Consider the following 7,266-nt stretch of genomic DNA (forward strand, 5'->3'; position numbering starts at 1 on the left):
GCCGCGAGCTCAGCCGGCAGATCGGCCCCGTACATGACCACCGCGAACTCGTCACTGCCGATACGACCGGTGAACGCGGGATCCGCGGGTACGCCGCGTAGCTGCACCGCGATAGCCTGAAGCAGCCGGTCCCCAGCGGAATGACCGAGAGCGTCGTTGACCTCACGGAACCGGTTGATATCAAGAAGCACCAGGACGGCGTCACGACCCGCGGCAAGCGCGGCGGCGAGCGCGGGCTGGGCCACCCGAGCCAGTCCGGCCCGGTTCGCGAGGCCAGTCAGTGGATCTCGATCCACCAGGAGCTGGCTCCAGCGGCCGAATCCGTACACCACCAGGGTTGTCGCGGTGATGCTGAAGACAGTCATCACGACCGCGGGTATCGCGGCCCCGAGGTCTCCCTCGACCGCGAAAGCGGCCACGGCCCCCGCGCTGATGAGTACGGCGTGGGCGACCGCCTCCCACAGCCTGCGCACCATTGCCCCGCATGCCGCGATCCAGGAGTACCAGAGCAGGTACAGGTCGGAGTCACGGCCGTCGGTACTGTCACACAGCGCGATCGTTATCGCAAGAACCGAGGTGACCACCAGAATGTGGTGGACAGTCGGCCGCATGCGTGCCAGCAGCAGCGCGACAGCCAGGTTGGCCGTGCTTATCGCTACCGCGAGCCACGTCCCCAGCTGGTTCTGCCCTGGCGACCGGGGGAGCAGCGCGAGAACGAGGAAAAAGAAGAGGCCCCCGGCGGAAAGTATGATCAGAAATCGTCGTTGATCCGTGAAAGGCGGAAGGCTCATGTCAACCCCCACCTGATCCACAACGGATACCCACGGTACCGGGGAAGGCGCCACCGGATACCCCACGGGATAACTGCCCGAAAACTGCTCACAGTTACACTGTGAGCCTCAGCGACGCGGATGTAACCCGCCAGCCCACGGGTTTGGCGGGTCTACAGGACAGCTGTGGCTAATCGAAGATCCTGTATGCACACCCCAGTGACAATGCCGCCGCATCGGCGTGAGCTGACACCGCGCGTGACCTGACACCGGGCGTGACCTGACACCGGGCGGCGGCTGCGGACAGCGGCGACAGGCCGGCGCCCCGGCAGCAGCTCGGCTGACGGCACCCGGCAGGTCAGTGGGCGGCGTCGTCCCAGGTCAGGCCGCAACCGACACTGACATCAAGAGGTACCGACAGCTGGTAGGCCGTCCCCATCTCGGCCCGCACCAGTGCCTCGACCTCGGCCCGCTCGCCCGGAGCGATCTCCAGGACAAGCTCGTCATGGACCTGGAGCAACAGCCGCGACCGTAGCCGGCGGTCCCGCAGCGCCCGGTCGACGCCCAACATAGCGATCTTTATGATGTCCGCCGCGGACCCCTGGATGGGAGCGTTGAGCGCCATCCGTTCGGCCATCTGCCGACGCTGCGCGTTGTCACTGGTGAGGTCCGGAAGGTAACGGCGACGTCCCATGATCGTCTGTGTGTAGCCGTCCGCGCGGGCCTGCTCGACCACCCCACGGAGGAAGTCCCGTACCCCGCCGAATCTGGCGAAGTACGTCTCCATCTGTGCGCGGGCCTCTTCCGGATGGATGCCGAGCTGGCTGGCAAGCCCGTACGCCGACAGGCCGTAGGCCAGCCCGTAGGACATGGCCTTGATCCGGCGGCGCAGCTCCGGGTCGACCGCGTCCACGGGCAGGCCGAACGCCTGGGCCGCCACATAGGTGTGCAGGTCCTCGCCGGAGGCGAACGCCTCGATCAGTCCCGCGTCGCCGGACAGGTGCGCCATGATGCGCATCTCGATCTGGGAGTAGTCGGCCGTCAACAGGGACTCATAACCCGCGCCGACGATGAACGCCCGGCGGATCTGACGGCCCTCGGCCGTGCGGATCGGGATGTTCTGCAGGTTCGGGTCGGTCGAGGACAACCGGCCGGTCGCCGCAATCATCTGGTTGAAGGTCGTGTGGACACGACCGGCATCGTCGATCATCGGGATGAGCGAGTCCACCACGGTACGCATCCGAGCGACGTCACGGTGGCGCAGAAGTACCGCCAGTAGCGGATGGTCGGCCTGGGTGGCAAGCCAGACCAGCGCGTCCGCGTCGGTGGTGTAGCCAGTTTTGATCTTCTTGGTCTTCGGCAGGCCCAGCTCGTCGAACAGAATCACCTGTAGTTGCTTGGGTGAGCTGAGGTTGAATGGGCGCCCGACAATCTCATGAGCCTGCCCGGACACCGCGGCGACCTCAGCGGCGTAGTGCTTCTGGAGTTCCATCAGATGATCGGTGTCAGCGGCGATACCGGCCCGCTCCATCCCGGCCAGCACGCCGACGAGCGGCAGCTCCACGTCGTGCAGGAGCGCGGTGGCACCGCGCCGGACCAGCTCCGCGTCGAGCACGTTGGCGAGCTCAAGGCAGGCACGGGCCCGCACGACGTCCGCGGCGGCCGCGTCCGCCTCGTCTGATCCGTCGATGGTCAGCTGCCCGGTGTCAGACCCCTGCGCGCGCAGGTCACGCCGGAGATAGCGCAGCACGAGATCGGCCAGGTCGAAGCCGCGCTGGCCGGGCAGCGCGAGGTAGGCCGCGAGCGCGGTGTCGCTGGTGACACCCGCGAGAGACAGGCCACGGGCGGCAAGCGCCGACATCGGGCCTTTGACGTCATGCGCGGCCTTGGGCTGGTCAGCGTCGGCGGCCCACCGCGCCAGCGCGTTCTCATCGGCCACGGTGAGCTCGGCTGGGTCGATCCAGGCACCGGCGCCGTCGATGGTGGCCAGCGCGAGCGCGGTGACGACGCCGGTGCCCCGCCCCCAGCTCCCCCGGATGTACAGGCCGACGCGCCCGCCGCCATGGGCATGTTCGGCCAGCCATGCGGGCACCTCGCCGGGCCCCAGGACCCGCGTGGCCACCTCGAAACCCTCCTCAGCCGCGGGTTCGACCGTGGCCAGCGCCGTGTACAGCCGTTCCCGCAGCGTCCGGAACTGGAGGGTGTCGAAGAGCTGGTGGACGGCTTCACGGTCCCACGGGCGCAGCCGCAGGTCGGCGGGGGAAAGCTCCAGCGGCACGTCACGGGCGAGCTCGGTCAGGGTCCGGTTGCGGATCACGCTGGCAAGGTGCGCGCGCAGCGATCCGCCCACCTTGCCGCCGACTTCGTCCGCCCGGTCGACGAGTTCGGCCAGCGAGCCGAACTGCTGAATCCACTTGGTGGCGGTCTTCTCCCCTACGCCGGGTACCGACGGCAGGTTGTCCGACGGGTCGCCGCGCAACGCGGCGAAGTCCGGGTACTGCACCGGGGTGAGCCCGTACTTGGCCTCGACCTCCGCCGGGGTGAACCGGGTCATGTCGCTGATTCCGCGCCGGGTCATCAGCACTGTCACCTGGTCGGTGACAAGCTGCAGCGCGTCACGGTCACCGGTGACAACCAACACCCGCATGCCCACGGCCGCGCCCTCAGCCGCGAGTGTCGCGATGACGTCGTCGGCCTCGTAGCCAGCGGCGCTGACCCCGGTCACGGCGAGTGCGTCGCACACCTGCTGGATCAGGCTCACCTGCCCGACGAAGTCCTCGGGGGCCTCGGCACGCCCGGCCTTGTACTCCTCGTACTGCAGGTGCCGGAACGTGGGCGTCGGCAGGTCCCAGGCCACCGCCACATGGGTGGGGCGCTCGTCGCGCAGCACATTGATCAACATTGACGTGAACCCGTAGACCGCGTTGGTCGGCTGCCCCGTCGTGGTGGCGAAATTCTCGACCGGGAGCGCGAAGAACGCCCGGTAGGCCAGGGAGTGGCCGTCGAGCAGGAGCAGCCGCGGCTCACCGTCGTCGAGCACGGGCCGGGCTGCGGCCGGCGCCGGCCGAGCAGCCGAACGCGCGGAGCCGCGGGTTGTCGGGTTGTCGGGGCTCGCGGTTGTGGCGGACACGACACGAGTCTATGGACAGCCTCCGACAGGGGAGCCATGGCGCGAGGCGCCGCCCGGTCGGCGCGAGCCGGACAGACGGCTGCGGCACCGGAGCGGGATCTCGTATCCGGTGCCACCGGGTATCGGTGTGTCCCGGCCGGGACGGTAACGGGTGTCCCCACGCGGATTCGCGGCAGCCGGGTACCTGCCACCGCCGATATCCGGCTGATGCTGTCCGGATGACCACTATTCAGCTGACCGCACGGCCACCGGCCGGCTTCCGAGTACGCGATCACAGTACTTCCCGCGCGTCCGGATGCCACGGTGGTCAGTACGCCCGCGGGCCGTATTCGATCACAAAGACGGATGTGTGAACGTGTCACCGGTCACGTCGCGAAGAAGGGCGGGAACACTGGGGGAAGGCCACGGGGAAGACAGTGAGCGAGAACTGGCCAAGCCGTCCGCCCGGTGCATTGACGTGGCCATCGGTTACGCCTTAGCGTCTTGCCGGTGGGGCCCGGGGCGGACGAGTAGATAACGTCCATGCACGGGGAAGGTGTGGACGGCACCAAAGACCGTTCCGGGTTTCACTTATTCATCTACAGCTTTATGTGCCGCTGGGTACACGGTTCGATCCCGCGTCCCCCGGCCGCGCGCGATACCGGCCACTCAGACAACGTCTTCGCCCAGATAAGCCCGCCGAACGCGGTCGTCCGCGCGCAGCAGGCCCGCCGGACCGTCCAACACCATCCGGCCTGTCTCCAGCACATAGCCGCGATCCGCGACCGTCAGGGCCTGATGGACGTTCTGCTCCACCAGGAGCATGGACACGCCGGTACTGTTGATCTCACTGATGACCGCGAAGATCGTGGCGACGACCAACGGCGCGAGCCCCATGGACGGCTCGTCCAACAGCAGCACGCGAGGCCGCGCCATGAGCGCCCGGCCGATGGCCAGCATCTGCTGCTCGCCGCCGGAAAGGCTTCCCGCGGCCTGCCCGCGGCGCTCGGCCAGCCGCGGAAACATCGTGAACACCCGGTCGATGTCCCCACGCACCCAGCGGCGATCCCGGTAGGCGCCCATCAACAGGTTCTCCTGGACGGACATGACCGGGAACACCCCGCGGCCTTCCGGCACATGACTGACGCCACGCGCGACGATCTCGTGCGCCGGCAGGCCCGAAAGCCGCTCACCGTCCAGCGACACCTCCCCCGACGCCGGGCGCAACAGCCCCGACACCGTTCGCAGCGTCGTGGTCTTACCCGCGCCGTTCGCCCCCAGCAGGGCCACCACCTCGCCGGTCTCGACCCGCAGGCTCACCCCACGCAGCGCGGTCACCGAGCCGTAGCGGACCTCCACGCCGGTGAGCTCGAGCGCCATCAGCAGCCGCCGCGCGCATCAGCAATACCGTCCGGGATGCCGTCGATGCCGTCCGGGATGCCGCTCGTGTCGCTGCCGCTGTCGGCGGGGGCAGCCGCGGCCGTGCCCAGGTACGCCTCACGCACCGCCGGGGCCCGCTGGACCCGGGCCGGCGGGCCGCTGGCGATGACCCGGCCGAAATTGAGCACGACCACGTCCGCGGCCACGCTCATCACCAGGCCCATGTCATGTTCGATCAGCATCACGGAGATCCCGTCCGCGGCGATCCGCCGCAGCAGCCCGGCCAGTTCGTTCTTCTCGGCCGTGTTCGCGCCGGCCGCCGGTTCGTCCACCAGCAGCAGGCACGGGCCGCTGCCCAGCGCCCGCGCGATCTCGAGGCGACGCTGCTCCCCGTAGGCGAGCGTGGCGGCCGGGACGTGCGCGCGGTGGGCCAGACCGACGAAGGCGAGCAGTTCCATGGCCCGCCGCACGCCGCGAGCCTCGGCGTGCCGGACGCCAGAGGTGGCGAGCATCACCCGCAGTGCCGCCGGGCGCTCCCGTCCCTCCACTCCGATCTGGACGTTGGCGAGCGCGCTCAGCCCGCCGAACAGCCGGGTGTGCTGGAACGTCCGGGCCAGCCCGAGCCTGTTGATCATATGGGGCCGGCGGCCGAGCAGGTTGATGGGAGATCCGTCACGCCCCCACAGCGTGACACCGCCGCTCTGCGGACGGTAGACGCCCGTCAGGCAGTTGAACAGCGATGTCTTGCCCGCGCCGTTCGGACCGATCACCGCGAGGATCTGGCCGCGTTCATGGCGTAGCGACACCCCATCCAGGCTGGTGACTCCCCCGAAGCGGAGCACGAGTTCGCGCACGTCGAGCACCAGACCAGCGCTGCCGCCATCGACGCTGGGAGCCCTGATCGGCATGTCGTTCATCCGGCCTGCCCACCGACCGGGAGCGCTCCCCCGACGCCCGGGACACCCGCGTCGTCGGAGTCGGGGAGCGCCACGCCGACCCGCTCACGTCGCCGTGGCGGGAGCAGGCCCTGCGGCCGGAAGATCATCATAATGACCACGATCATCCCGAAATAGATGTACCGATCGGTCGGGGGCACCACATCGCGCAGGAAGAACGCCAGCCCCTGGAGGACCACAGCACCGAGCACCACGCCAAACCGGGAGCCCATCCCGCCGAAAATCACGATGGTGAGGACCAGGATCGACGCCTGCAAGCTGAAGGTCTGCGGGTTGAAGAACTGCTTGGTCGCGAAGAGCACACCCGCGAAACCCGAAACAGACGCGCCGATCGAGAACGCGAGCAGCTTCATCCGTACCGTCGCGACGCCCGAGATCTCGGCCGCGAACTCGTCCTCCCGGATTGCCGCCCAGGCCCGGCCGACGCGCGACCGTTCCAGCCGGCCGAACAGCACGATCACCGCAGTGATGATGGCGAGCAGGAGGTAGTAGTACGGCAGTGGCGCCAGGCCCCAGGCATAGTGGAACTTCCCGACGTCCAAGGATAGCGGTGGCACGCCGAACACTCCGCGCGAGCCACCCGTGACACCGTCGAGGTTGTTCGCGAGCAGCTGGATGATCTCGCCGAACCCCAACGTCACGATGGCCAGATAATCCCCGCGCAGCCGCAGCGTGGGCCCGCCGAGAGCCACCCCGGCGACCATCGCCGCGACCACCGCGATCGGGACCACGACGAACGGGTTGAGAATGATCGGCGAGTGCCAGGGCATGGCTGTCCGGGACGTGCAGTAGGCGGTCGTGTAGGCCCCGATCGCAAAGAACGCGATATAGCCGAGGTCGAGCAGGCCGGCGTAGCCGACCACCACGTTCAGGCCCAGCGCGAGCAGGGCGTAGATCCCGACGTCGGTGACGAGCGACTGAGCGGCCGCTGTGGACAGGCCCAGCGGCACGATGAGGGCGATACCGAGCATGCCCGCGCTTACCGCTGCCCTCCCCCGGGCGGATGCCGCGAAGCCGCCGAAACCGCCGAAGCCGCCGAGGGTGCCGGCCC

General features: G+C 68.8%; 5 protein-coding genes. All 5 read right to left on the reverse strand.

Annotation, left to right across the window (positions count from 1 at the left end):
• Positions 1-791, reverse strand: a 791-nt coding sequence (locus MJ785_RS18560) for a diguanylate cyclase domain-containing protein (RefSeq protein ID WP_239382012.1), incomplete at its 3' end; no start/stop codon positions are given.
• A gap of 337 nt (positions 792-1,128) precedes the next feature.
• On the reverse strand, positions 1,129-3,900 hold the full coding sequence (gene polA / locus MJ785_RS18565; RefSeq protein WP_239312524.1) for a DNA polymerase I: 2,772 nt from the start codon (positions 3,898-3,900) through the stop codon (positions 1,129-1,131).
• A 648-nt stretch (positions 3,901-4,548) separates the two neighbouring features.
• Complete coding sequence (locus tag MJ785_RS18570; RefSeq protein WP_239312526.1) at positions 4,549-5,259, reverse strand: ABC transporter ATP-binding protein; 711 nt, start codon at positions 5,257-5,259, stop codon at positions 4,549-4,551.
• A complete protein-coding gene (locus MJ785_RS18575) occupies positions 5,259-6,176 on the reverse strand; it encodes an ABC transporter ATP-binding protein (protein WP_239382014.1) in 918 nt (305 codons plus the stop codon). The genes MJ785_RS18570 and MJ785_RS18575 overlap by 1 nt, the downstream gene beginning before the upstream one ends.
• Positions 6,173-7,266, reverse strand: a 1,094-nt coding sequence (locus MJ785_RS18580; RefSeq protein WP_239382016.1) for a branched-chain amino acid ABC transporter permease, incomplete at its 5' end; no start/stop codon positions are given. The genes MJ785_RS18580 and MJ785_RS18575, both read right to left, overlap by 4 nt.

The sequence above is a fragment of the Protofrankia sp. CiT1 genome (assembly GCF_917627335.1).
GTDB lineage: Bacteria > Actinomycetota > Actinomycetes > Frankiales > Frankiaceae > Protofrankia.

Excerpts from the sequence above, each read along its gene's own strand:
- MJ785_RS18570 (WP_239312526.1), bottom strand. The coding sequence starts at position 5,259 with ATGGCGCTCGAGCTCACCGGCGTGGAGGTCCGCTACGGCTCGGTGACC.
- MJ785_RS18575 (WP_239382014.1), bottom strand. The coding sequence starts at position 6,176 with ATGAACGACATGCCGATCAGGGCTCCCAGCGTCGATGGCGGCAGCGCT.